Consider the following 25987-nt stretch of genomic DNA (forward strand, 5'->3'; position numbering starts at 1 on the left):
ATGACACCAAGTTAGTTGAACAGTCCTTTTAACAGCCCATCAACCGCTTTCTTGGTCTCTTCATCTTTAATCTTGTCTGTCAGTTTCTCAACGCCGCGGTCGATTTCTTTCTGAGCTTTTTGCTTAAGCACGTCATCAAACACTAGCTTGAACTTAGGCTCTGCCCATTTACCTGATACATTGATAGGGATTGTGACATCTTTCAGCTCATCGATATCTTTACCGCCTTGCCCTTCTAGGGTACCGACAATCGAAGTGCTCACGGTAAAGTCGACCGTTTGATTGATGTAGTTTGCACTGCCGTTACCACGAATTCTAAGCAATGGAGACTGCATCGTCAGGTCGTTGGTCGATACATTGCCTTTATTCAGCGTCAAGTTTGCTTTCATCGCGCTAAAGTCCGTTTTCTGAACTTCACTTTTCGACTCTACTTTTTGCCCCTTAATCTTGGCATAGTTTTCACGAATCAATTGCGCCACGTTAATACCATGAACCGCACCGTCTTCGAAGTTTATCGCAATCGTACCGACCAAGTTCTTCTGAATACCTGTTGGTGTTAGGCTGCTGCCTTTGACATCAACGTTAATATTGCCAGTACCTTCTAGAATATCGTTATTCGCAACATCTTTAAGTAGCGGTAATACCTTAACGCCCTTAATGCGTTTTTTCACCGTGTAAGAAGCAGGAGACTTACGTGCATCAAGTCGGGCTGTGGCACTGACAGAACCTTGGTATAGGTTAGAGGTGAATGATTTCAACTCTGCAATACCACGATTTACTGAGAAGCTTGCCTTAACATTTTGCATCTTTGCGTTATTCGATTTGAACTTATCGATAGTGATATCGCCCATCACATCTAACGTTTTCAGTGCAGATAGGTCTGGTTCAACTTCTTGAGCTGGCTTTTTCGGTGACGTCTTGGCCGTTTTAGACTCACTATTAGCAGGCGCTGATTCCGGGTTAGTTTCACTTGCCTTACTTTCTTTAGCCTGACCTAAACCAAGGAACTCATCCAAATCGATGTTTGGGCTATGCAGTGAAAAGCGAACCTTTGGAATATCCGCCAGTGTCACATCAGCTTTACCATCAAACGCTAGTGCATTCGCAGTCAACTTCTCAAGCACAAAACTTAGGTAGCTCTTGGTTAAATCAAATGAAAGATCCGACGCCATATCCACTTTCATTGGGGATTGTGGCAGCGAGTCACCTTTGAATGTCGCATCCAAGATCAGTTTGTTCATCACAACTTTGCTGATCGCTTTATCGACATTCAATGACGCAGCACCTTTCATATCGATATCTATACCCGCAGCTTGACCCACAACTGAGTATGTCAATGCGTTGGCTTTATCAAACTCAAACGTTTCTAAGCCAATTTTTGCACTATCGATCTGAGTAGCAGGATCGCTGAAGCTGGCATCTAAGTTGATATTGCGTAAGGCATATTGTTGGAAACCTTTCGTTAGCTTAAATTCAGCATCACCGCTCGCTGAAAATTTTTGCTTGTTCGCTTCACCTTTCGCTGCGAAGTCCACTTTGGCCCATGTGTCCACTGCAAACTCAGAAAGATTCAGTGAGACATCATAGAGCTTGGTGAATGTACCAGCCTGCTTATCTTGGATTTCAACAGAAGCATTTGAGACAGTAACGCCCGCTAAATTAATCGTCCATTGCTCTGCAGCATTGTTGCTTGATGATTCAGCAGCTGGCGCCGATTCTGAGCTAGCAGTTTGTGCAGGGGAAGAATCATCTGGGGTATTAACTTGCGTCGATTGAGCTTTAGTTAGCGCATCAATGTTCTTAGAGCCATTTTTCAATGTTTCTAGCGAGAAAGCCGCACCATCTAAGGTGATATTGCCGATTTCTAGTTGTTGGCTGAGCAGTGGCATCACAGAAATATCAATACCAACCGTGTCCACTTTGAACATATTCAGCTGTTCAAAGCCTTGCGGGTTACGTAATTCAGTTTGACCTAGTTCAAAACCAATCGAGGGGAAAAATTGCCAGCTAATATCACCTTCAATAACAAGATCTAACCCGGTATGGGTTTTCGCTTGCTCGACAATCAGTGGCTTAAACTGGTTAGGATTCACCAGTAAAACGAGCGCAATTATAGCGCCAAGGATTGCAACCAAAGGAATTGCAATAAACAGGAACAGTTTCTTCATCAGCATTATCCTTGCTATACGAGTCTTACCAAACAGGTAATGATTCCAAGTATAAGTCTTCAAAAAGAATATTTGAGACCATAAAAAGAAAGTGGCACCTAAAGTGCCACTTATCTCATAAAAAATAAAGCCTGATTGCTTATCAAATGATTAAGCTTTCAGAAGTTTTGCAATGTGCGCTTTTAGTACATCGATAGCGATACGGTTTTTACCACCACGCGGTACGATAATGTCTGCGTATTGTTTCGATGGCTCGATAAACTGCATAAACATTGGACGAACCGTCTCTTGGTACTGCTTAAGAACTGAATCCATAGTACGACCACGTTCTTCTACATCACGCTTAACGCGGCGTAATAGACAGATATCTAGTGGTGTATCCATAAATACCGTCGCGTGCATTAAATCGCGTAGACGTGGGTCAGTCAGAAGTAGGATACCTTCAAGGATAATTACCTTCTTCGGTGTCATCGCCGTTGTATTGTCTGTACGAGTATGCTCTGTATAGCTGTACTCAGGGACTTCTACTGCTTCACCTTTCACTAGTTTTTCTAGATGCTCACACAGTAAGTCGTGATCAAGAGCGCTCGGGTGGTCATAGTTAGTTTTAACACGCTCTTCCATGCTTAGGTGGCTTTGATCGTTGTAGTAGCAATCTTCCGTAATCACACCAATTTGATGATCGCCCACTTTCTCACGTAATTCGTTATAGATAGTGCTCGCGATTAAACTTTTTCCAGAAGCAGACGCGCCAGCAATACCGACGATGACGCATTGATTATTATCAGACATTATTCTTGCACCCGATGATTTAGATTGGTGTCTTATGCTAATACTAGCAGTGCTAGTATGGACAAGCCCTAAGTATGAGCATAATTTTGGATAAACCGCCTGATTATAGGGAGTTAAGACCTTTGTTGCTAGCAAGGATTGTGAAGAAATAAGTAAATAGAATAAAAGCCACTCACGCAATCGATTACACAGAATAAAAACAAAAAGAGCGCTCATTAGCGCTCTTTATTAGTGGACAAAATATCCGCTATTCGACCATGGTAAACATAATGTTTTCAGGCTTACTTTTACCTCGCCAATATAAACGAGAGCTTACCGCTTCTGCCAGTGTCATATATTGCTGAGCATGTTCAGACTCAGGGCGAGCTGCAACTGTCGGCTTGCCGTTGTCGATATCTTCACGCATTTGAATATGAAGTGGAATTTGCGCAAGAAGATCTAATCCGTATTCACTCGCCATTTGCTCCGCGCCACCAGCGCCAAAGATGTGTTCTTTCTCTCCACAATGACTACAAATGTGATAGCTCATATTTTCAACCACACCAATAACCGGCACATCCACTTTGCCAAACATCGCCGCACCTTTACGTGCATCAGCCAAAGCTAAGTCTTGCGGCGTTGTCACAATCACAGCACCAGTTACCGGCACTTGCTGAGAAAGAGTTAATTGAATATCGCCCGTCCCTGGCGGCATATCAATCACCAAGTAATCCAGTTCAGGCCACTCCGTTTCATTCAGTAACTGAGACAACGCTTTGGCGGCCATTGGACCACGCCAAATAGCGGCATCATCTTTTGATACCAAGTAACCAATCGAATGTGTATGAATACCGTGCGCACTGATCGGCTGCATCCATTTGTTATCACGAACTGCGGGTCTTGCGTCCATTTGGCCAATCATGAGCGGAACCGATGGGCCATAGATGTCAGCATCTAACAGGCCCACTTTTGAACCAGACTTTGCCAACGCAAGCGCTAAGTTCACCGAGGTGGTCGACTTACCTACACCACCTTTAGCCGAGGTCACGGCAATGACGTTCTTAACGCCTTTAATTTCATGAGCCACATGCGTCTCTAAAGGCTTTGGCGAGACTGTGATCGTGTAATCAAAAGACTGAATATCTCCATTTCTTTGCTGAGAAGCGATCCAATCAGAAAGTTCGGATTTTAAGTAATTGGCTGCAAAAGGAATATCAATAGTGAAACCTTCCGGCTTCACTGAAACAATATTGACTGAAGAGGCCCATTCTTCGATAAGAGATGGGTGCTCAAATTGGTTTAACCAATCACAGAAATCTTGCTTTGAAGTGAACTGACGCATAGGTCCTCCTTATGCATCTAATCGTAACACTCCATCAGCCGATACTGAACCCTGAAAAAACTAAGGTAATCCAGTCGTTCCGACCTTGGAGTCACTGGTGTGATGAGGTAGTATTACGCTCTATTTTTCTATACACCAAAGAAGCGAATATTAAGTATGGCAAACGATCCACGCAAATTACTGGTAACTTGTGCCCTTCCGTACGCTAACGGTTCGATTCACCTAGGTCATATGCTTGAGCACATTCAAGCTGACATCTGGGTTCGCTACCAACGCCTACGTGGCAACACTGTAAACTTCATCTGTGCTGACGATGCTCACGGCACACCAATCATGCTAAAAGCACAGCAGATGGGAATTACGCCAGAAGAGATGATCGCTGCAGTAAGTGAAGAGCACCAAAAAGACTTCGCTGGCTTCGATATTAGCTTTGACAACTACCACAGCACACACTCTGAAGAGAACCGTGAGCTGGCTTCACACATCTACCTAGAGCTTAAGAAAAACGGTTTCATTTCTAGCCGTACTATTTCTCAGCTATTTGACCCTGAGAAAGAGATGTTCCTACCGGATCGTTTCGTAAAAGGTACCTGTCCTAAGTGTAAGTCAGAAGACCAATACGGTGACAACTGTGATAACTGTGGTGAGACGTACAGCCCAACTGAACTGATCGATCCTAAATCAGCAGTATCTGGCGCAACTCCAGTAATGAAAGATTCTGAGCACTTCTTTTTCGACCTACCTCAGTTTGAAAGCATGCTACAAGAGTGGACTCGCTCTGGCTCACTTCAGTCTGAAACTGCAAACAAGATGCAAGAGTGGTTTGAATCTGGTCTTCAACAGTGGGATATCTCACGCGACGCGCCTTACTTCGGCTTCGAGATCCCTGGTGAAAAAGACAAGTTCTTCTACGTATGGCTAGACGCACCGGTTGGCTACATGGCTTCATTTAAGAACCTATGTAACAAGACTGAAGATCTAGACTTCGATGAGTATTGGAAAAAAGACAGTACAACTGAGCTTTACCACTTCATCGGTAAAGACATTGTTTACTTCCACTCTCTATTCTGGCCTGCAATGCTAGAAGGTTCTGGTTTCCGTAAGCCAAACAACGTATTCGTACACGGCTACGTAACCGTTAACGGCGCGAAGATGTCTAAGTCTAAAGGCACATTCATCAAAGCAGCGACGTACCTAAATCACCTAGATCCAGAATGTCTACGTTACTACTACGCAGCTAAACTAAACAGCCGTATTGATGACCTAGACCTTAACCTTGAAGACTTCACTCAGCGCGTTAACGCTGACGTAGTAAACAAGATCGTTAACCTAGCATCTCGTAACGCTGGCTTCATCACTAAGCGCTTTGAAGGCAAACTATCTGCAGAGTTCGCAGAAACTGAGCTTTACAACGAGTTCACAGCAGCGGCTGATCGCATCGCAGAGCTTTACGAAACTCGTGAGTTTGGTCGTGCAATCCGTGAGATCACCGCACTAGCTGACAAAGCAAACCAATACGTTGATGAGAAAGCACCGTGGGTTGTTGCGAAAGAAGAAGGTAAAGACCAAGAGCTACAAGACATCTGTTCTGTTGGTATCAACCTATTCCGCGTTCTGATGACTTACCTAAAACCGGTAATGCCAGAACTTGCTGCACGTACTGAAGCCTTCCTAAACGAAGAACTGACTTGGGAAGGTATCGCTGCACCGCTGACTGGTCACGAAATCACTAAGTTCAAAGCACTGTTCAACCGCATCGATCCTAAGAAGGTTGAAGCGATGATTGAAGCGTCTAAAGAAGATGCGGCAGCAGAAGTTGCAGCAAAAGAGAAAGCAGAAGCGGAAAAGAACAAATCAAGCCAAACGGAGCTAGACAAAGATCCAATCGCAGATGAGATTGAGTTTGATGCTTTCGCAGCGGTTGATATGCGTATCGCACGTATTATCTCTTGTGAAGAAGTGCCAAAAGCAAACAAACTGCTTAAGTTCCAACTGGATATCGGTGGTGAAACTCGTCAGGTATTCTCTGGTATTAAGTCTGCTTACAAGCCTGAAGAGCTAGAAGGCAAGCTTACTGTAATGGTTGCTAACCTAAAACCTCGTAAGATGAAGTTCGGTATGTCTGAAGGCATGATCCTAGCCGCTGGCCCTGGTGGCAGTGACCTATGGATCCTTGAGCCACACGAAGGTGCTCAGCCAGGTATGCGTGTAATGTAAGCTTGATTGCTTAGATTGAAAGCCCTGCACTATCTTGCAGGGTTTTTTTTGGTCAGCGCAAATCCGTAATAAACCTTTTTGATCTTGCCCTCCTTTTATTATTAATAAAGTTATTAGAAAATGTGCAAAATGTTCGAACTCGAACATTAAAAGCGTTCGTTTGTGAGTGATTAGTCACTGAATTCAACTCACATTAGAGTTACTATTTAAACCTCATTTCTACATACATAACTAAATAATAATGAAAACTCTAATTGCTCATAGAGGAATGTCTTCCCTCGCTCCCGAAAACACCCTTTCTGCCTTTGCTTTATGTAAAAAACATGGAGTTCAATGGTTTGAATGTGACGTTGATATTCTACAAGATGGCACTGTGATTGTATCTCATGATGATACTCTTGATCGTTGTACTGATAAATCAGGTCGACTTTATGATATTAGCAGTGCTGATCTTGCCTCTATTGATGCCGGAAGCTGGTTTAGTGATGAATATATCGGTGAGCGTTTGCCTACTATTCAACAATTGATTTCATTGGCGAACGAAAATGAACTCAATCTAAATATCGAAATAAAATCTTGTTCTGCTAGTGCTGAACTTAGTCACCTTCTAATTGAGAATTTAATCTGTGCTTTGCATGAGCTGAAACCAGAAAGAGAATTGATCGTTTCGAGTTTCAATCACTTGGTTCTGTCTGAATTTAAACGTAAAAGCCCTCAAACTAAAGTCGCCTGTCTATTCGAGAGCCATAACCTCTGGGATGACTGGAACTCTATTATCGAGTGGTGTCAGGCTGATTACATTCATCCAGAAGAAAAAGGTCTTACCCACGAAATGATCCAGCGTTTTAAAGCCTCTGGCATCAAAGTAAATGTATGGACGGTTAATGACTTAGCCCGCGCAAATGAACTATTTAATTGGGGGGTGGATGGTATTTGTACTGATATTGCTCATCGATTCCCATCTAAATATAAATCTCATCAATAAGTAAAATAATAAATAAGGATTTGTAAATGAAGCTCTTCGAAAAAATTGGCTTTACTAGCCGCAACCAGCTGTTCGGATTCTTCTCAGTCGTAATGTCTGGTCAAATAATCTACTCTGCATTTGAAGCATTTAAAGGCACGTTCTACAACTTACTTCTAGAAGTGCTGCAAATAGACAATACACAAATGGGGATATTGTTTACCTTAATCGGCTCTGCAATGTTCTTCTATATTCCTGCAGGCTGGATCAATAACCGCTTTTCTGTTCGTTCAATTTTAATGACCAGTTTAATGATACGTTTCCTAAGTATGATGACAATCATTGTCTTCGCCCCTGGATTCAGTGTACTAGTCATAATTGCCGGGATTTGGGGCCTTGTAGATGCTGCTTTCTGGCCTGCGGTCGTCAATGGCGTTACCTTAATGTCTGGAGACAAAAACAAAGGTATGGCCTTTGGCTTACTAGAATCCGTTCGACGAGCTGCTGAAATGAGCATGAACGCTGTGATTATCGGTATTATGGCGTTAGTTGGCGGATCAATTCTGGTATTTCAGGGGGCAATTGTCTTCTATACCTTGTTGATTCTCCCTATGATTTTCTGTGTTTGGAAGTACGTACCTGACAACCACATGCAAATCAAGCAAGGTGAAAGCAAAAACAAAGAAGCCCTAAAAGGACTGATACATGTACTGAAAATGCCGACCATTTGGCTAGCTGCAATCACTTCTTTAACTGTGTACTGGATTTATATCACTTTGATTTATACAGTACCTTACCTTCAAGCAGTATTCGGATTAACGACAACCCAGGCCGCTATTTTTGGCATCATCAACACTGGTGCAATGGGAGTCATTGCCGGCCTTGTTGCTGGCTCAATTGCGGACTTTGTATTCAAGTCTTCAATCAAGATGATGTTCTTTGCATTAGGCTTAACCGCAGTATGTCTAGGTGCCACAATCGCACTACCTAAGACAGAGGGTATGTTGATGATGAATATGGTGCTGTTGATGTGCTTTTCATTCAGTATATTCTTAGCGAAAGGGATCATCTTAGCGCCTGTAGCGGAAGCGGGTGTACCAAAAGATTACAGCGGCTCGGCAATGAGTGTAGGGTCATTTGCTGCCTATGCTTCGGTTTTCTGGGCATATACAATAAATGGTTGGATCCTTGATAATTACTCTGCGGTCCAAGCATATGAAATGATTTTCGGCATTGGTTTAACGGTGTCGGTGGTCGGTATGGTTTGTTCTCTCACACTAATATCTCTTAAGAAGAAGCTGGCTAGGGAAGAAGACGAAGATACACTGATTGAATCAAAAGCCTGAACATCTAAAAGATAAGTTGCTCATCAAACTAAAGTTCGCATAGGACAAAAAAGGTTCTTCGCGGATTAGCGGGAGCTGAAACAAAAACGGTAGTTAATGGTATGGTTACATAGCCAAACGCAACCTTCCAAAAACTACCGTTTTCATGTCGAATAATACTTTCCTATCTTCCTTCTGGGAAGGCTTCCAGATTATAAAGTCCCATAAAACTGATTCTTTAATAACAATCACTTTAAAGCCTGAATCCACCGCTGTGTGTCAATGCGGTCGCTCATCTAACTCTATCCATGACTATCATTGGCGAGTTCTAAAAGAAGCAATGATGTTCGATACTCCTGTTGAGCTAGTGGTACAAGCTCGACGGATAAACTGCACTTCTTGTGGAGTCAAAACAAAGGACATATCTTGGGTCGCTCCATATTCACAGATCACAAATCGCTTAAAAGGTTATCTCGAGATACAGAATACTTCTTCCTAAAGATAAAAGCGGCTTTCCCCGGAAAACCGCGATGAACTTTTTTTGTTTCACCATATTGGAAACAATCTGCACCATGGGTGAACAAACCAACAAACACACTTAATCTAAGTTATTGATTTTTATATTATATAGATTTGGCATCAAATCTGCCTACTCCTTATTTATCAACACGATAAATCGCAAACCCAAAGGAGTTGGTTATGTTTGTAGTCATTTCAATTCTCATCTCGTGCGCTATTTTAGCCACGCTCTTCCACTATTCGAAACGCCGACAAGTTACGCTGCAGCGAAAATTCGACACGCTTGTGCTACTTCGTCAATTGCTGCTACTTAGTCGAGAGCATCGACAGATAAGCCACCAATCTCTGCAAGCAGATACCAAGGAGTCAGCTCAACCAAAGCTCGATCAAATCTATAAACAACTATTAGACTGCTCTAATCAGTTGGTCGCCATCGTTCCGTTTGATAACAAGCCCATGTTTCGCGTCTACCAGCTGAAACTCAAAGCCATGCACAATGATTGGCAAGATCGAAATATTGCTCGCAACCAAATCATTCATGGCAAAACCATTCGTCACGCCATGTTCTTGATGGATGAGATTGCACTCGCATGGCTCATTGAGTCAGAACGTGAAGACTTACACGATGAGTATCACCTCAACTGGCAACAAGTGCTCGATAGCATGGAAGTACTGACTCAGCTTCGCCTGTGTATTCCTGACTGCGACTCACCAGAGGGTTTTATCAGACTGAAATATTACGCGGATAAAACCAGACGTAAATTAAACCAGCTTTCTTTGATTAGCCCTTTATCGGTTGCTTCGCCAATCAGTACTCAAGCCATACTTCAGCTCACGGAGGTATCCTCTGCCGAGCAACTGCCTATCACTAACCAAGAGCTCTATAACGTGACGAGTGATATTTCCGTCACCATTGCTCAAGTTTATGATCAGATGTTGTCGGATATGGCAGAAAGCCTATACTTACCTTTACCAAAAGTTAACTATGCATAACTAAACCTAGTAAGCGGTAGGTCTACTTTATTCCTGCCGCTTTTTCGGTCCCGCTTATTCGCTATCACCACCTCTTTTATTTCTATCCCCTCACACGCATCTCTGATAAAGTCGCCCCTAATTACTGAACCTCAGTTCCTGACTAAAGAGCACCTCCTGTGACCAATAACGAAATCTTGCGCCGTATCCAGCATTCACTGAATCTGAAAAATACTCAAATCATCAAAGCATTTGAACAGGCCGACACGACTGTTGAAGCAAACCAAGTGAATAACTGGCTAAAAGCGGATTCAGACAAAGCTATGACTAAGATGAAAGATAAAGAACTGGCTCAGTTCCTAAATGGTTTCATCAATCTAAAGCGTGGCAAGAAAGAAGGTGAACAACCTAAGCCAGAGCAATCACTAACCAACAATATGATTTTCATGAAGCTACGCATTGCTCTGAATATGAAAGCCGAAGATGTGTTAGATGTACTAGAACTAGTTGGTATTAGCCTGAGCAAATATGAAATCGGCGCTTATTTCCGTAAGCCAAACAACAAGAACTACAAAGCATGTGAAGACCAATTGCTGTGTGATTTCTTAAACGGCGTCCAGTTCACTAATCGTCCTGATTCAGAAGAGTTTGTCGCTTAAGCCCCACTCTTCTTCCTAGATACAAAAAACCTCAACTGGGTCATCCCAATTGAGGTTTTTCTTTATCTTAAAGATGCTTATAACTCAGCGGAGTCCTTAAAGCATTTTACGTGCAGCTTCTACCACGACTTTGATTGAACGAGCCTCTGTCTCTTTCAGCGTCGAGTGGTCTGGAATCTCTTTCTGAGTACGGTTAATGATTACGCCAGCAACACAACCTGCTTTTAGGCCAGAACTTGCACACATGGTCAGTAGGGTTGCAGATTCCATTTCAAAGTTAAGCACGCCCATGTCTTGCCATTCTTGCATAGAGCCTTGGAAACGCTTAACAACACGACCAGAGAAGGTATCGTAACGCTCTTGACCTGGATAGAAAGTATCACTTGAAGCAGTTACCCCCATGTGTACTGTTGCGCCTGACTCTTCAACCGCCGCTTTCATCGCCGTTGCGACTTCAAAGTCAGCTACTGCAGGGAACTCCATTGGAGCAAAGTGTAGACTTGCGCCATCTAGTCGAACTGAGCCTGTTGATACAATCATGTCACCCACGTTTACATGTGGTTGAATCGCACCAGTAGTACCAACGCGTAGAAAAGTACGAACACCAAGCTGAGCTAGCTCTTCTACTGCAATAGAGGTAGACGGACCACCGATACCTGTTGAACAAACAACAACAGGCTTGCCGTCAAGCTCTGCACGGTAAAGTGTGTATTCACGGTGACTTGCTAGGAATACTGGGTTTTCCATTTCCTCTGCAATTTTTTGTACACGCGCTGGGTCACCTGGAATGATAGCCAGAGTTGCGCCAGCAAGATCGTCTTGAGTAACACCAAGGTGGAATACAGCTTGAGACATAGGTCGCTCCTTATGATGGCAAGTCAGCCGATGAGTTAGGGTCTGCTTGCTCTATAAATTTATCGGGTACAGGAGATACTCTAACCAACCATTGAACCCTTTGAAGTGACCATGATCACAAATAAGATCGCAACAAATAGTTACATTGCACATAAAAACGGTTTACATCACACTTTTTCGCAACAATCATTCCTAATTGCATAAAAAAACAGCCCTTACGTCAAAGATGCGGGGCTGTTGCAGAAAACTCTCGCTATAAATTTAAGGCTTAATCGAGTTTCGATTTGAACTTAAGTAACCTTAACGCATTCAGTGTCACGATCGCAGTCGCGCCACTATCAGCTAATACGGCAACCCAAAGGCCTGTAATACCCAATAAGCTTGTGACCAAAAAGACACCTTTTAAACCAAGTGCGAGCGCGATGTTTTGACGAATGTTGTTGAGCGTCGCTCGCGATAACTCAATCATCCCCGCAAGCTCTAGTAAGCGGTTATGCGTGATTGCCGCATCTGCGGTTTCAAGCGCAACGTCAGTTCCGCCTCCCATCGCGATACCAATGCTTGATGCTTTCATTGCTGGTGCATCATTAATACCATCACCGACCATGGCGACATTACCTTGCGCAGATAACTGTTCCACATAGGTCACTTTATCTTGCGGAAGCAAGCTTGCTTTAAAGTCGATATCAATCATTGAGCTGATAGCCTGCGCACTACGCGGGTTATCACCGGTTAACATAATTGAATGAATACCGAGTTCTTTCAGCGCCTTAACAGCTTGAGCTGAGTCTTCACGCAAAGTATCTTGCCATGCAATTAAACCAATCGGTGTCGTTTGACTTTCAAGTGCTACAACAACCGTTTTACCTTGGTTTTCCAGTTGTTCAATCTGATTTGCCAAAGGCTCATCAAGGTCTATCGTCAACTTACTTGGTGTTGATACTTGATACTCAACTCCTTCAACTAAGCCACGTACCCCGCTGCCAACTAGTGCCTGCTTGTCTTGAGCCTCAGTTATCTCGATACCTAGCTGTTTGGCTTTATTGACCACAGATACCGCCAGAGGGTGACTCGAACCTACTTCAATCGCAGCAACTTTGGCTAACAGTGACTCTTGCTGCCAACCTGATAACGCCACTACATCGGTCACTTCCGGTTTACCTTTGGTCAGTGTGCCGGTTTTATCAAAGGCAATCGTTTCAACGTTACCGAGCTGCTCTAATGCTGCGCCTCCTTTAATTAGGGCACCACGACGAGCCGCCGCCGCTAAGCCTGAGGTGATAGCCGCTGGTGTGGAGATCACCAGTGCACAAGGACACGCAATCAATAACAGTGCTAGGCCACGATAAACCCAAGTTTCCCACGGCTGAGCAAACAATAGTGGAGGCGTAATGATGACGAGTAGCGAAACCAACATCATCAACGGTGTATACCAGCGACTGAATTTATCTAAGAATCGTTCTAATGGCGCTTTACGAGATTCTGCTTCTTCAATCAAATGCAGAATTCGGTCAATGGCATTCTCACCTTGCTTAGAAGTAATGGTAAAGCGAACCACTTTATCAACCGCTACTGCGCCAGCCATTACTGACTCGCCTTCGTAACGTTCAACAGGGATCGATTCTCCAGTTAAGGCACTTTCATCAAAGCTTGCTAATGCATCGGTTAACTTGCCATCTGCAGGTAAACGGGCACCAGGAGAAACTTCAATCATGTCACCCGGTTGTAATTCACTCGCTGACACTTCGACACGCTTACCATCAACTATCTTGGTTGCCGTTTCAGGTACTAGCTCCATTAATGCTTGTACACCGCTACGTGCTCTTGATGCAGCAAAAGCTTCTAGTTGTTCACCAATCAAAAACAGTAGCAACACCATTGCTGCTTCAACCGTTTCACCAAGATAAAGGGCACCAATGGCCGCAACACTCATCAAGGTTTCAATAGCAAACGGAGTACCTGAGCGAGCTAAACTGATCGCTTTTTTACCAATTGGGTAGAGACCCGCTAAACAGGTAATAAAGAACAGCCATTCACTGACTTGAGGAAGTGAAGGTTTTAACGCTGCAGCAATAGCCATTGCAGAGGCAATCGCAATCACTTGACTGTTTTGTTTGATAACAGCCTTCCAGCCTTTAGGTTTTTCTTTTTGATTCGATTCGCCAGGGTTAGAAAACGTAAAGCCAGTATCGAGGATGGTTTGTTCAACCAACTGAGCAACGCCCGAACTGTCTGATTTAATCACGAGTTTTTCTGTCGCAAACAGCACCTTAGCTTCTAAGACGCCTTCGACACGATTAACTGCAGTTTCAATTTTTCGAGCACAAGATGGGCAGTCCATCCCGTTAACTTTCCAACTGTGGGTGAAGCGCGCTGAAGAGCTTCCGGACTCACCTTCTTCGTCAGTCGGATCCGCCCCACTGCTGCAACTGTTCGAGCTACAACAGCCCGACTCTGCCGAGTTCACATCTGCCATTTGAATCGTTGTGATTTTAGGGCTTGAACATGAGCCAGTTTGGGTAGGGTTAGCCACAATTTTCTCAGAGCGGCATGCTTGATGTTTTGTGCACATATGTTCATCTCCATTCATTGTACACTTCAAGTTTAAACCTTAGAGTCTACTCCAAGGTCAAACTTTTTCTGCAATCTCTTCCGCTACCTCAGCAGTGGCAGCCACATCATCAATCAAAACCGCATCATGACTACAAAATGGTTGGCTGTTAACACTAGTAATCGACGGATCAGCTTGCGCGTGCTCGACGCACGATCCAGTCATGAGATCAGAGATGTGCTTGCGCAATACAATAATGGCGATGATACCAAACACCACCGTACCTAATGCTTGCCCGTACAGCACGCCTAAAGCGCCAAACCACAGCGCGCCAAAGTGAGCAAATGGCAAAGTCCCTATCGTCGCTTTACCAAGGTTAAGTGCTGTAGAATACAACGGCTTACCTAAGTTATTAAACGAAGTATTCGCTACAAACTGAGCACCGTTAAAGATGAAGCTGATCGCCACATACGTACAAAATGCCGCAACGATAATCTCAGCATCCCCTTGCAGACTGAACATACTCACAACTAAGTCTTGGGCAAAATAGAGAATGACGCATACCACGAGGGTATATACGATCGTAACAATAAGTGAATTGTTGAGCGTTTCTTTAACGCGGTCCATACGTTCAGCGCCATAGTTTTGGCCGATAATAGGACCAACTGCTCCCGACAACGCGAAGATGACAGCGAAACAAACCGGAGTGAGTCGGCCTATAACCGCAAAGCCTGCGACATAGTTTTCACCAAACTGGGCGATTGATGAGGTGACGATCGCATTACCAATTGGCGTGGCGATATTGGTAATTATCGCAGGGATGGCGATCGCGAGAATCAGTTTTAAATTTCTTCGCCACACTGAGTAGTTAAAACGAGCTACCAACTGATGCACTTTAATCAGCGGGTAAAGTGAGAAGAATAAAACGGTAAAACGCGCAAACACCGACGCTAACGCGGCACCTTCAACGTTCCAACCAAAACCAAAGATAAAAATTGGATCCAGAATAGCGTTAACGATACCACCAGCAAGTGTTGCCCACATCGAGCGCTTTGCGTCTCCTGCAGCGCGAAGCCCTGCCCCGGCCGCCATCGCAACCGCAATCACTGGCGCACTCGGCAGGATAATTCTCAAATACGCTTCTGCCCGTTCTGCCGCTACACCTTGCGCCCCGATCGCCTCTAACAGTTCAGGGATATAGGCGAACATAAGACCCGAGATCAAAATACTGATGGCTACAGCGGTAAACATGATACTCGTTGTAAGCTGTTTGGCATGCTGTTGCTGCTTGGCCCCGATCGCTTTTGACACCAGAGCACCCATGGCGATCGAAGTACCAATAGAAATAGAGGTAGAAAAGAAAACCAGTGTGCCTGCAAATCCAACAGCGGCGGCCAACTCAACTTGCCCTAACATACTAATAAACAGCATGTCGATTAAATCAACGACAAACAAGGCCATCAGACCCACTGAGCCAGCTCCCGACATCACCAAAATGTGGCGCATGGTAGACCCTTCGACGAATTTGGCTGTTTGATCGGTCATTGATTTTCTCTTTATTCTTTAGAACAAGAAAAGGCGCACACTGCGCCTTTTTCTAACAATTTGTAACAACATTCTATACTGGATGCTTAAAACAATCATCAAGGTTTTTGGCAACCGCTCTGAGCACATCACGTCGTGTGATAATACCGACTAACTTACCCGCATCAATAACTGGGTACACTTTCGGTCGCCCTACTGTCATCATATCTGCGAGTTCAATAATCGAAGTATCTGAAGTCACCGACAACACATCTTTGTGCATACAATCTGAAACAATGTGGGTGTCCTGACAGTAATAACTGACCTTAACCAATTTATCGAGCAAATCCTGACCTGATAAAAAGCCAATCACTTCTCGTTGTTCATTGATAACGGGTCCACCCAAATATCTTGAGTTCATTACCTTATCTAAAGCGGCACTTAACGACATTTCAGGGGTAAATGTCACCGCTTGTAGTGTCATATAGTCTTTTACTTTTAATGATTCCATTGACGTCTCCTTAACGTGCCAGCCACGCTGCCTATATTGTATATTGTTGTCTAATTTCTTGATTTTACTAAATGGAAATCAACAATTTTTACAATAGGCACTCCCTATCACCTTTCGAACCGCTACCAACTCTATCAAATTGAACGCTTGAAAAGCCCTTAAAACTGGAGGCTACAGCGACAAATCCTCCTCTACGATCACTTTTTATTGCTTTAAACATGGTTTTAAGCTTGATGCGCTCTCTAAGTCTCCGTCTAGAGACTAAACTATATAAGGAGTGCGGTGTAACCCAAAGGAGTGCAGATGGTGAAATCCATTTTTTCAGCGGAAGTTACAAATAACCCAGACTTAGTGCATGTGGTATTTGAAGCCATGCCTGAGCCGACTTTCCTTATCGACAAGTCAGGAACTTATGTCGAAGCATGGGGTGGCCGGGACACCAAGCGCCACCATAACCCTTCTGCTTTGATTGGCCTCAATCAATACCAAGTACTCCCCGCAGATAAAGCCATCTGGTTTAGTCAAGTCATCGTCGATGTAATTGATAGCCAAACGGCGACAGAAATTGAATACAACTTAGACCCTAAAGATCTACCCTGCTTTGAAGGTCTCGAGGGGCCGACTGACACCCAGCACTTTAGCGCTCTCGTGATCCCATTGCCTAATACTGAGCTAGTTCTTTGGACAGTACGCAATATTACTGAATACAAGAAAACACTCGATAAGCTCGCTCAACATCAGCTGGAACTAGAAAAGCTCACCTACATTGACCACTTAACCCAAGTCTACAATCGCTACGCATTGGACTCGCTGCTGCCTGACGCCATTGAGCTGGCTAAACTCAAACTTACTGGTGCAGCAATCCTGATGATTGATATCGACTGCTTCAAACAATATAACGACAGTTATGGGCATTTAATGGGAGATAAAGTATTGGTTGCGCTAGGCCAAACAATAAGAGCTTGGGCAAAACCTAGCGACCTATGTTTTCGCTATGGCGGAGATGAGTTTTTGGTGTTTGTTCCAAATATCAGTGGTGAAGAGATCTTATCAAGAGCGCAAAAGCTGCAAGCCGATGTGAAAAATCTGGCGATTCCACACAGCTCTTCAACTGTCGGCAATATCTTCTCTGTCACCATAGGTATTCAGCAATATAAGCTGATGCCTGAGACGATGACAGCCGAAGAGTTTATCGCTATCGCAGACAAAGCACTGTTCTTTGCTAAAAGCCAACAACGCGGCTCTATTCACCAACTAAGCGGAAATGAAAAAAGCTCCCAATCACTAGGGAGCTTTAAGTAAAACAGAGTTAAGTGATAAGGCGTTACTTTTGCCAACGCTCAGCCGCTTTAGCGTCGGAGTCTCTTGAGTCGACCCAGCGAGTTTCTTCAGTGGTGCGCTCTTTCTTCCAAAATGGGGCCTTGGTCTTCAAGTAATCCATCACAAATTCACACGCTTCAAAGGCTGCGCCTCGGTGAGCGCTAGACACACCGACAAACACAATTTGGTCACCAATGTCTAAATCGCCAACACGGTGAATCACTCGAACATTGAGTAACGGCCAACGCTTTTCTGCCTCATCACAAATCTCACCCAGAGCTTTTTCAGTCATTCCTGGGTAATGTTCAAGTGACAAGCCAGTGACATTGTCGCCTAAGTTCATGTCGCGAACTTTACCAACAAAAGTCACTACAGCACCAGAAGCTGTGCCTTGCGCTAACGCGTCATATTCCGCGCCAACAGAAAAATCATCAAACTGTACAGAAATTCGATTGTCCATCATTAACCACCTGTTACTGGCGGAAAAAAGGCCACTTCATCGCCTGCTTGAATTGGGTGCTCAAGTGGGACGATAGACTGGTTTACTGCTGCAAGTAATTTGCCTTGCTCTAAAGCAATGTCCCATTTACCTTGTTGCTTAGCAAGATGACTACGGATAGCTTCTACCGTTTGAAAATCACCTTCTAGCTGAAGTTCATCAACACCCACTAGCTCACGAGTTTGCGCAAAAAATAGAACTTTAATCATGCTTCCACCTTAAAGTGGCCTGATTTTCCACCTGTTTTCTCTAACAATCGAACTTGGCCAATCACCATATCTTTCTGTACCGCTTTACACATATCGTAGATAGTCAGTGCAGCAACAGAAGCGGCGGTCAGCGCTTCCATCTCGACCCCTGTCTTGCCTGCTAGCTTACAAACGGATTCAATGCGAACCATATTTTCAGCTTCGATTGCTTCAAGTTGAACTTCAACTTTTGACAGCAATAATGGGTGGCAAAGAGGAATCAAATCCCAGGTTTTTTTCGCCGCTTGAATACCTGCAATACGTGCCGTTGCAAACACATCACCTTTATGGTGAGAGCCAGATACTATCAGCTGCAATGTTTCAAGCGCCATATGAACAAACGCTTCCGCGCGCGCTTCACGTACGGTTTCTGCTTTCGCCGACACGTCGACCATGTTCGCCTCGCCAGAAGCATTGATATGAGTAAATTCGCTCATGGTTTGCCCCCGACGTTACACAGATAGGTGAGGCATGAAGTTACATGGGCGGTGGCTTGCATCTAGCTGCTGCTTGATGATCTTAGTCCAGCCTGTGCGACAAGCACCTGTAGAGCCCGGCATTGCAAAAATAACCGTATGGTTAGCAAAACCAGCAATCGCACGAGACTGAATCGTTGATGTACCAATCTCTTCGTAAGACACTTGGCGGAACAGCTCACCAAAGCCTTCAACTTCTTTATCAAATAGTGGTTTTAGCGCTTCTGGAGTGCTGTCACGCGAAGTAAAACCAGTACCGCCAGTGATCATGATCGCTTGAACATTCTCGTCAGCAACCCACTGAGAAACGATCGCTCGGATCTTATACATGTCATCAATCACAATTTGCTTATCAACAACATTGTGACCCGCTTCTTTCGCGTTCTCGACTAGGTAACCACCTGATGTGTCATTTTCTTCTGTACGAGTATCTGAAACAGTTAGTACGGCAATATTAGCTGGTTGGAATTTGCTTTCTGCGTGACCCATTTGTTCACCTATTTTTCTTAAAGTAATGTTCGCCCTAAGCTCATGCTTAGTCGATAAATTGATATTAACTGGAAAGATCAGCCGCCAATAGAGGCTAAATGCGGCGTCATGCCTGAATTTCCATCATGAAGGAAATGGCTGACTGATTTAGTTTGTAGCTGCTCTTGAATTCGCTTAATCAGCGCAGCTTCTTGAGAGTCTTCTTGCAGTAAGTCTCTTAGTTCTACGCCGTGATCACCAAATAGACAAAGATGAAGCTTACCAAGCGCAGAGACACGCAGGCGGTTACAGCTTTCACAGAAGTCTTTTTCGTACGGCATAATCAGACCGATTTCACCTTGGTAATCAGGATGGACAAAGACCTGCGCAGGTCCGTCATTATGATCACGAACTTTCAATAGCCAACCGTTGGCGATAAGTTGGTTACGAATTGCAACGCCAGATACATGATGACGTTGAAATAACTCATCCATTTCGCCTGTTTGCATCAGCTCGATAAAACGCAGTTGGATTGGCCGATCTTTAATCCAGTTTAGAAAGGCAGGCAATTCATGAGCATTTAAGTCTTTCATCAGTACAACATTGACTTTAACTTGCTCATAGCCCACTTCGAATGCACGATCGATACCGCCCATCACTTGAGTGAACTTATTTTCGCCTGTGATTTGATGAAACATTCGAGGATCTAGGCTATCGACACTGACATTGATATGAGTCAGCCCCGCTTCTTTCCAATCCGCGACTTGTTTCTCCATACGATAACCATTAGTCGTGGTTGCCACTTTACGAATACCCTTCGTTGAAGCGACAGTATGGATAATGTCATTGAAATCCTTGCGTAAACTCGGCTCACCACCAGTAATACGCACTTTAGACGTACCGCAATCTGCGAACGCTCTAACGACACGTTTAATCTCTGGTAGCGCTAAAAAAGACGAGTTTTTCTGCCCCGAAGGCTTGTAACCATCAGGTAAACAATATGTGCATTTAAAGTTACAGACATCTGTAACGGAAAGTCGTAAGTAATAAAACTTACGATGGAATCTATCTTCGAATTGTTGCGCCACGGAACACCTTTCCAAACACGGGAGGCAGAGTCATTTCCAACTATGCCCTTGTGACAACATGTCACTGGCTCAGCACGCTTATTCATTGTGAACTTAGCTTATTGAGCTCGGAGTTATGGCAACTACCTCTAACATGGGTAGCAGCTAGCCTATAAAATACTTAATAATTGTGTGTGTTTCTACCTTTAAAGCCAAAAAATCCTGCTTACTGCTCATTTTACCTATTCTTGAGTAGGGGATATTAATGCAATAATCTAAATTGTAGTTGGTTATAAATAGAATAGAAGTTCAGCATGACAATTTACGCTCGCAAAAAAATCGTAGCTGTTGGTGGTGGTCACGGTCTGGGCCGTATGCTTGCCGCCCTTAAAGAGTTCGGCTCTAATGCCACAGGGATTGTCGCCACCACGGATAATGGCGGTTCAACGGGTCGAATCCGTAATTGCCAGGGGGGGATTGCCTGGGGTGATACACGTAACTGTATCAATCAGCTTATCACTGATCCTTCCATCAGTTCGATGATGTTTGAATACCGATTTAAGGGAGCGGGTGAGCTAAATGGCCATAACCTTGGTAACCTAATGCTGACTGCGTTAGACAACCTTTCAGTAAGACCACTGGATGCAACCAATCTCATCCGAAATATGCTCAAGGTAGATGTCAATATCATTCCTATGTCTGAACACCCTTCAGACCTTAAAGCCCTCTCTCCTAATGGACGTTGGGTCACCGGAGAAACCAGCGTCGATGAGATGCCAGATAAGCTATTAAGGCTCGACTTAGAGCCAGAAGTCCCGGCAACGAAAGAAGGCGTGATGGCGATTGAACAAGCAGATGCAATCATTTTAGGCCCAGGTAGCTTTTTAACCAGTATTATGCCACCGCTTCTCCTACCCGAAATCGGCAGAGCAATTTCTTGCAACACCAAAGCGCAACTGATCTTTGTCGAGAACCTGTCACCTGAGTATGGACCTGCAGGACAAATGACACTACAGGAGAAGTTAGAGTGGTGTGAGCGTTCATGCCGCGGACGAAAAATCGATGTGGTACTAGGGGAAGAGCCACACCCTGAGCTTTCAGCGTGGAACTGCGTTACCGTACCGCTTGCTTCACCTAACCGCGACTGGCGCCACGATCGCACAAAGCTTCAGCAAGCGGTTGAATATTTATTAGCTGACTAACTCTTGGTATCTCTGCTGAGTTTCTCTGAGCAGAGATATCATTTTTGCCACATCTTGATCAATATTGAGCAACGCACCTGACTTTGCCATGCTATCAATTTCAACCGAATACGCGCACAAAGCTTCGGCACCAAAACTGGCCGCACTGCTTTTCAAAGCATGACAAATCTCTTTCAGATAAGCGTCATGTTCACTCTGTTCTTGTTGAGTTAAGTTGTCGATATACATGGTTAGTTCACCCAAGAATATATCAAGTAACACGGGGACGTTATCTGCTCCAATTTCACTGGCCAATCGCTCAATCTTACTCTGATTTAAAATATCCACTATTTTACTTCCTTGGCATTCCATGCCTGTAATTTTCTATAAATGGTCGATGGACTTACATCCAAATATCCTGCCGCTTTTGGAATATTGCCGCCACACGCTTGAATTGCTTGCTCGATAGCATTCTTTTCGGTCAACCATAATGGGAAGATATCTTGTACCGATACCGAATCAGGTTGCGGTAACATCACTCTAATGTCATTAGTTGAAGGTTGGTTCAATGGTGGTGGCAACATATCTAAATGAATCTCACGACCATTATTCAATACCACCACATTGCGCAGCACATTTTGTAGCTGACGTACATTGCCCGGCCATTCATAACGAGCGAAACGTTCAACCACTTCAGGAGCTAGCCGAATAAAGTCTTTTCCTTCTTCTTTCGACATAAAACCAAGCAGTGAGTAGGCAATTTCAATAATGTCATCCCCACGTTCTCGGAGTGGAGGAAGATGCAGTGGTATCACGTATAGGCGATAGTAGAGATCTTCCCTAAAACGCCCTTCTTCTACCTCTTTCCACGGGTCTCTGTTAGTGGCACAAACAAAGCGCACATCGACGCTCTTCATTTTAGAAGAGCCAACCTTTTGGAAAGTACCTGTTTGGATGAATCGCAAAAGCTTGGTTTGTAATTCTAGGTCCATTTCACACAGCTCATCGAGAAACAGTGTGCCACCATCAGCAAGTTCTGCAGCTCCCTGCCTATCGGTCGCTGCACCTGTAAACGCCCCTTTGACGTGACCAAACAGTTCACTTTCAATAAGATCTTTTGGAATGGCAGCACAGTTGATCGCGATAAACGGTTTATCACCACGCTTACTCGTCGCATGAATAGCTTCTGCGCACACCTCTTTACCGGTACCACTTTCACCAGTTATGAAAATACTCGCTTTACTGCTTGCGGCCGAGTCAATGGTTCGATACACCGCTTGCATGGTATGGCTACTGCCGATAAAACCCTGGTAACTTTGGCTACCAGAACTACCCGCATCATTCTTCAGCTTGTTCGCTTTGCGTAGAGCATTATTGACGGTGACACGTAAGCGGTCTGCTTCGCAAGGCTTAATCAAGAAATCCTGAGCGCCATGCCGCATCGCTTCAACAGCAATATCAATAGAACCGTGCGCCGTCATAAAGATAACGGGAACATCCGGGTTCTTTTCTTTCACGGCTTGCAGTACGTCCATCCCTGTCATATCGGGAAGACGTAAATCAAGCAGGATCAGATCAGGTGTTCTAAAATTGAGACTATCAATCGCGTCACGTCCAGTGCCAACAATATTGATATCAATTCGAAGCGGTGTGAGATAAGAACGATACAAGGCAGCCACTGAAGCGGTGTCTTCTACCATTAATAGATATTTTGCGTTTTTCTTTTGCGTATTATGTTGCATAAACTAGCCATGGTATTCTTTGCTTTTTGTATAAATGATTGCATTAGGCTTTGCATTATGCAATTTAAAAGCTAACAAATGCTTAATTATAGTGATGAATGACTCATTTTCACCACAATTACTTTGGCACGCTATCTGCTTAATATTCTATGATCCGCAAGGGTCACCTAGCCAACTGACGTTGTTAGTGAACTTAGTATTCACAAATTACAGCCAATAGAACCCTGTTTCTACTGGCTATTTTTTTGCCTCAAATTTAAATTATTTAGCTATTAGTAATAAACTGGCTGCGTAATTTATCTATCTGGTCGCGCTTTTGCGCCGCTAACTCAAACTCCAAGTCCTGGGCATGCTGATACATCTGAGCTTCTAGCTTGCTGATCTCTTTATCCAATTGCTGAGGCGTCATCACATCATAACTTTGTGACGGCTCTGCCACTTTAGACAGTGGAACCGTCTTGCTAGCGCGTTGTTTTTTACCCTTAGCAATATCACCAAGCTCCATAATATCTTTGATATTGCGCTTCAACGCTTGTGGCTCAATTCCCATTTTGGCATTGTATTCTTGCTGCTTCTCTCGACGGCGACTTGTTTCTCCCATCGCTTTTTCCATCGATCGAGTAATCGAGTCGGCATAGAGAATCGCTTTACCTGCGATGTTGCGAGCAGCACGACCAATGGTCTGAATCAGAGAGCGTTCAGAGCGCAAGAAACCTTCTTTATCAGCATCAAGAATTGCCACTAAAGAAACCTCAGGCATGTCGAGGCCTTCTCGGAGCAAGTTGATCCCAACTAACACGTCAAACTCACCTAAACGTAAATCACGAATGATTTCTACCCGCTCAACGGTGTCGATATCTGAGTGTAAGTAACGAACCTTTACATCGTGCTCGGTGAGGTACTCGGTTAGGTCCTCTGCCATACGTTTGGTCAGGGTTGTTACGAGAACACGCTCATCTTTTGCTGCTCGGATGCGAATTTCAGAAAGCAGATCATCAACCTGAGTCGCCACTGGCCTCACTTCAAGCTCAGGATCCAAAAGACCCGTTGGTCGCACAACCTGATCGGCAATTTCACCGTCTGACTTTTCGAGCTCATAGTTGCCCGGCGTTGCCGAGACAAAAATCGTTTGGGGAGCTATCGACTCAAACTCTTCAAACTTCATCGGTCGGTTGTCGAGCGCGGATGGCAAACGAAAACCAAACTCTACCAGCGTCTCTTTACGTGAGCGATCGCCTTTGTACATTGCGCCAATTTGCGGCACGGTCACGTGGGACTCATCAATAATCAGCAAACCATCATGAGGAAGGTAATCGAATAACGTCGGTGGCGGCTCGCCTTCGCTGCGTCCACTTAAGTAGCGCGAGTAGTTTTCGATCCCCGAGCAAAAGCCCAACTCATTCATCATTTCGATGTCAAACTGAGTACGTTGAGAAATACGCTGCTCTTCCAACAACTTATTATTATCAAGCAAGTATTTTTTACGGTTCTCCAGTTCAACCTTAATATCTTCAATCGCGGCTAAGATTCGCTCGCGAGGCGTCACATAGTGAGTTTTAGGATAGATGGTATAACGGGCAAGGTCGCGCTGCTTCACTGCCCCTGTAAGTGGGTCGAATACGCTGATGCAATCAATCTCATCATCAAACATCTCAATTCTAACCGCATCTTGATCCGATTCCGCAGGGAAGATATCGATCACTTCACCACGCACGCGGAACTGACCACGCTCAAACGCAACATCATTACGGCTGTACTGAAGTTCAGCTAAGCGACGAAGAATATCGCGCTGATCCATCACATCCCCGCGACGAATATGCAGCATCATTTTCAGGTAAGACTCTGGGTCACCTAAGCCGTAGATAGCAGAAACTGAAGCAACAATGATGGCATCTTTGCGTTCAAGTAAGGCTTTAGTCGCCGACAAACGCATCTGTTCAATATGCGCATTCACCGACGCGTCTTTCTCAATAAACGTATCAGTAGTAGGAACGTAAGCTTCAGGTTGGTAATAGTCATAATATGAGACAAAGTATTCGACCGCATTATTGGGGAAGAACGCCTTCATTTCACCATAGAGCTGCGCTGCCAGTGTTTTATTCGGCGCTAATAGAATTGCTGGCCGCTGTGCACTCGCGATCACATTCGCCAGAGTAAAAGTTTTACCCGAGCCAGTAACCCCAAGCAGGGTTTGATGGGCTAGGCCTGAGTCTAAGCCTTCAAGCAACTGATGTATTGCGGTCGGCTGGTCACCTGACGGTTGATAGTCAGACACCAAATCAAAAACTTTACTCATATTCGAACTCTATTCGCAGGTGGTCAGTCTCTCTATTGTGTCTGTATATATATACAGACACAATAGCTACAAAAGAAATTAATCGCTGTTTTGCTGAAAGTCTTCATTCGTCACTAGAACATTACTGATGAACCTGATATTATTCTTCGCCCACCAGATCTACACCATAGAAAATTCATTTTTTTCGCCCACAAGTTATACACATTTCCCTCTTGAAATAGCAAATTACCCACAGCCGACGCCTGTCACTCTATTTTTGTAATTTTATCCAAGAAAAACCATAAACACCCATTTTACATTACGTTATGACTT

At 44.2% G+C, this 25987-nt stretch carries 22 protein-coding genes and 1 riboswitch; of the genes, 7 read left to right on the top strand and 15 right to left on the bottom strand.

The features are described from left to right. Nucleotides 1-11: 11 nt before the first annotated feature. The 3 genes from ACU01J_RS01260 to apbC form a co-directional block, all read right to left on the bottom strand. Nucleotides 12-2168 (bottom strand): AsmA family protein, encoded by a 2157-nt coding sequence (locus tag ACU01J_RS01260; protein WP_481084075.1) that lies wholly within the window; start codon nucleotides 2166-2168, stop codon nucleotides 12-14. Nucleotides 2169-2318: 150 nt separating this feature from the next. After that, nucleotides 2319-2960 carry a uridine kinase gene (udk, locus tag ACU01J_RS01265; RefSeq protein ID WP_481084076.1) on the bottom strand — a complete coding sequence of 214 codons (642 nt, stop codon included), beginning with the start codon at nucleotides 2958-2960 and terminating at the stop codon, nucleotides 2319-2321. A gap of 247 nt (nucleotides 2961-3207) precedes the next feature. Continuing rightward, on the bottom strand, nucleotides 3208-4281 hold the full coding sequence (gene apbC / locus ACU01J_RS01270) for an iron-sulfur cluster carrier protein ApbC (RefSeq protein WP_481084077.1): 1074 nt from the start codon (nucleotides 4279-4281) through the stop codon (nucleotides 3208-3210). A 156-nt stretch (nucleotides 4282-4437) separates the two neighbouring features. Here apbC and metG point away from each other — a divergent pair, with 156 nt between their 5' ends. The 5 genes from metG to ACU01J_RS01295 all read left to right on the top strand — a co-directional run bounded on the left by metG (nucleotide 4438) and on the right by ACU01J_RS01295 (nucleotide 10937). Then, nucleotides 4438-6498: a methionine--tRNA ligase gene (gene metG / locus ACU01J_RS01275; protein ID WP_481084078.1), complete on the top strand. Its 2061-nt coding sequence runs from the start codon at nucleotides 4438-4440 to the stop codon at nucleotides 6496-6498. Nucleotides 6499-6739: 241 nt separating this feature from the next. Beyond that, a complete protein-coding gene (locus ACU01J_RS01280; RefSeq protein WP_481084079.1) occupies nucleotides 6740-7483 on the top strand; it encodes a glycerophosphodiester phosphodiesterase family protein in 744 nt (247 codons plus the stop codon). 26 nt (nucleotides 7484-7509) lie between these two features. Beyond that, a complete protein-coding gene (locus tag ACU01J_RS01285; protein ID WP_481084080.1) occupies nucleotides 7510-8808 on the top strand; it encodes an MFS transporter in 1299 nt (432 codons plus the stop codon). A 678-nt stretch (nucleotides 8809-9486) separates the two neighbouring features. Beyond that, nucleotides 9487-10299, top strand: coding sequence for a hypothetical protein (locus ACU01J_RS01290; RefSeq protein ID WP_481084081.1), 813 nt, complete (start codon nucleotides 9487-9489; stop codon nucleotides 10297-10299). Nucleotides 10300-10457: 158 nt separating this feature from the next. Beyond that, entirely contained in the window at nucleotides 10458-10937 is a 480-nt protein-coding gene (locus ACU01J_RS01295) for a YehS family protein (RefSeq protein ID WP_481084082.1), read from the top strand. Between the two features lie 96 nt (nucleotides 10938-11033). Here ACU01J_RS01295 and udp read toward each other — a convergent pair whose 3' ends face one another. The 4 genes from udp to ACU01J_RS01315 form a co-directional block, all read right to left on the bottom strand. Continuing rightward, nucleotides 11034-11792: a uridine phosphorylase gene (gene udp / locus ACU01J_RS01300; protein ID WP_134835109.1), complete on the bottom strand. Its 759-nt coding sequence runs from the start codon at nucleotides 11790-11792 to the stop codon at nucleotides 11034-11036. Nucleotides 11793-12060: 268 nt separating this feature from the next. Next, nucleotides 12061-14364 carry a zinc/cadmium/mercury/lead-transporting ATPase gene (locus ACU01J_RS01305; protein WP_481084083.1) on the bottom strand — a complete coding sequence of 768 codons (2304 nt, stop codon included), beginning with the start codon at nucleotides 14362-14364 and terminating at the stop codon, nucleotides 12061-12063. Nucleotides 14365-14421: 57 nt separating this feature from the next. After that, on the bottom strand, nucleotides 14422-15888 hold the full coding sequence (locus ACU01J_RS01310; RefSeq protein WP_481084084.1) for an MATE family efflux transporter: 1467 nt from the start codon (nucleotides 15886-15888) through the stop codon (nucleotides 14422-14424). A 73-nt stretch (nucleotides 15889-15961) separates the two neighbouring features. Next, nucleotides 15962-16378 carry a CBS domain-containing protein gene (locus ACU01J_RS01315; RefSeq protein ID WP_004414892.1) on the bottom strand — a complete coding sequence of 139 codons (417 nt, stop codon included), beginning with the start codon at nucleotides 16376-16378 and terminating at the stop codon, nucleotides 15962-15964. Nucleotides 16379-16684: 306 nt separating this feature from the next. Here ACU01J_RS01315 and ACU01J_RS01320 point away from each other — a divergent pair, with 306 nt between their 5' ends. Beyond that, nucleotides 16685-17680, top strand: coding sequence for a sensor domain-containing diguanylate cyclase (locus tag ACU01J_RS01320; protein ID WP_481084257.1), 996 nt, complete (start codon nucleotides 16685-16687; stop codon nucleotides 17678-17680). Nucleotides 17681-17702: 22 nt separating this feature from the next. Here ACU01J_RS01320 and moaE read toward each other — a convergent pair whose 3' ends face one another. The 5 genes from moaE to moaA form a co-directional block, all read right to left on the bottom strand. After that, nucleotides 17703-18158 (bottom strand): molybdopterin synthase catalytic subunit MoaE, encoded by a 456-nt coding sequence (gene moaE, locus ACU01J_RS01325; RefSeq protein ID WP_481084258.1) that lies wholly within the window; start codon nucleotides 18156-18158, stop codon nucleotides 17703-17705. Between the two features lie 2 nt (nucleotides 18159-18160). After that, a complete protein-coding gene (gene moaD / locus ACU01J_RS01330; protein ID WP_481084085.1) occupies nucleotides 18161-18406 on the bottom strand; it encodes a molybdopterin synthase sulfur carrier subunit in 246 nt (81 codons plus the stop codon). Beyond that, nucleotides 18403-18882, bottom strand: coding sequence for a cyclic pyranopterin monophosphate synthase MoaC (gene moaC, locus ACU01J_RS01335; protein ID WP_481084086.1), 480 nt, complete (start codon nucleotides 18880-18882; stop codon nucleotides 18403-18405). The genes moaD and moaC overlap by 4 nt, the downstream gene beginning before the upstream one ends. A 15-nt stretch (nucleotides 18883-18897) precedes the next feature. Beyond that, a complete protein-coding gene (gene moaB / locus ACU01J_RS01340; protein ID WP_481084087.1) occupies nucleotides 18898-19410 on the bottom strand; it encodes a molybdenum cofactor biosynthesis protein B in 513 nt (170 codons plus the stop codon). A 77-nt stretch (nucleotides 19411-19487) separates the two neighbouring features. Further along, nucleotides 19488-20477 (bottom strand): GTP 3',8-cyclase MoaA, encoded by a 990-nt coding sequence (moaA, locus tag ACU01J_RS01345; RefSeq protein WP_481084088.1) that lies wholly within the window; start codon nucleotides 20475-20477, stop codon nucleotides 19488-19490. Beyond that, a riboswitch (molybdenum cofactor riboswitch) is annotated at nucleotides 20466-20602 on the bottom strand. Its footprint overlaps the gene before it by 12 nt. Before the next feature lie 168 nt (nucleotides 20603-20770). Between moaA and ACU01J_RS01350 the strand changes: the two genes are divergently transcribed. Continuing rightward, nucleotides 20771-21658, top strand: coding sequence for a YvcK family protein (locus ACU01J_RS01350; RefSeq protein WP_481084089.1), 888 nt, complete (start codon nucleotides 20771-20773; stop codon nucleotides 21656-21658). On the opposite strand, the gene luxU is transcribed toward ACU01J_RS01350, so the two are convergent. The 3 genes from luxU to uvrB form a co-directional block, all read right to left on the bottom strand. Then, a complete protein-coding gene (gene luxU / locus ACU01J_RS01355) occupies nucleotides 21647-21985 on the bottom strand; it encodes a quorum-sensing phosphorelay protein LuxU (protein ID WP_481084090.1) in 339 nt (112 codons plus the stop codon). The genes ACU01J_RS01350 and luxU overlap by 12 nt on opposite strands. Then, the gene (gene luxO, locus ACU01J_RS01360) at nucleotides 21985-23379 is read right to left on the bottom strand and encodes a quorum-sensing sigma-54 dependent transcriptional regulator LuxO (protein WP_481084091.1); all 1395 of its coding nucleotides are present in this window, start codon (nucleotides 23377-23379) and stop codon (nucleotides 21985-21987) included. Before luxO ends, luxU begins: the two co-directional genes overlap by 1 nt. A gap of 265 nt (nucleotides 23380-23644) precedes the next feature. Beyond that, nucleotides 23645-25675 carry an excinuclease ABC subunit UvrB gene (gene uvrB / locus ACU01J_RS01365; protein ID WP_481084092.1) on the bottom strand — a complete coding sequence of 677 codons (2031 nt, stop codon included), beginning with the start codon at nucleotides 25673-25675 and terminating at the stop codon, nucleotides 23645-23647. Between the last annotated feature and the right edge of the window lie 312 nt (nucleotides 25676-25987).

Source organism: Vibrio sp. 2433-A1 (assembly GCF_056726085.1).